The sequence below is a fragment of the Streptomyces niphimycinicus genome, assembly GCF_018883605.1.
GTDB lineage: Bacteria > Actinomycetota > Actinomycetes > Streptomycetales > Streptomycetaceae > Streptomyces > Streptomyces niphimycinicus.
Window position 1 is genome coordinate 1 of the sequence record NZ_JAHLEM010001257.1, and the last position, 840, is coordinate 840.

At 71.5% G+C, this 840-nt stretch carries 1 protein-coding gene; it reads right to left on the bottom strand.

Features of this window, described 5'->3' with window-relative positions; translation table 11 throughout:
* On the bottom strand, window positions 1-840 hold an 840-nt coding region (locus tag KN815_RS49200; protein WP_216348215.1), incomplete at both ends, for an acyltransferase domain-containing protein.

Genomic DNA, 840 nt, shown 5'->3' on the forward strand with positions numbered 1-840 from the left:
CCCTGCGCCTCGAAGCCCGCCGCAATCGCGACAGCCTCGTCCTCATCACCCGCGATGACCACCGACGTCGGCCCGTTGAGCGCGGCGATACTCACGCGGTCGGTGAGCAGCGGCAGCACCTCGTCCTCCGACGCCTGCACCGCGATCATCGCGCCACCGGCAGGCAGCTCCTGCATCAGACGGCCACGGGCCGCCACCAGCTTCGCCGCATCCGCGAGCGAGAGCACACCCGCCACATGCGCGGCGGCCAGCTCACCAATCGAGTGGCCGGAGAGGAAGTCCGCCTTCAGACCCCACGCCTCCACCAGCCGGAACAACGCCACCTCGACCGCGAACAACGCGGGCTGAGTGAAGCCGGTCTGGTCGAGCGCCTCGGCATCCTCGCCGAACAGCACCGTCTTCAACGGCCGCTCAAGATGCGCGTCCAGCTCAGCGCAGACCGCGTCCAGCGCCTCCGCGAACACCGGATAGGCGTCATACAGCTCACGGCCCATGCCGAGCCGCTGGCTCCCCTGCCCCGTGAACAGGAACGCCACCTTGCCGACCGCGGCGCCCGAGCCCTGGATCACCTCCGCACCGGACTCGCCGTGTGCCAGGGTCTCCAGACCGCGCAGGAAGCCCTCGCGGTCGTCGGCCACCAGCACCGCGCGGTGGTCGAGCGCGGCGCGCGTGGTGGCGAGCGAGTAGCCGAGGTCGGCCGGTGCGATCTCCGGCCGCTCGTCCAGGTAGGAACGGAGCCGCACGGCCTGCGCACGCAGCGCGTCGGCGGACTTCGCCGACAGCGGCCACGACGTCACACCAGGGGCCGTGGCCACCTCACGCGGGGCCTCCTCCTCGATG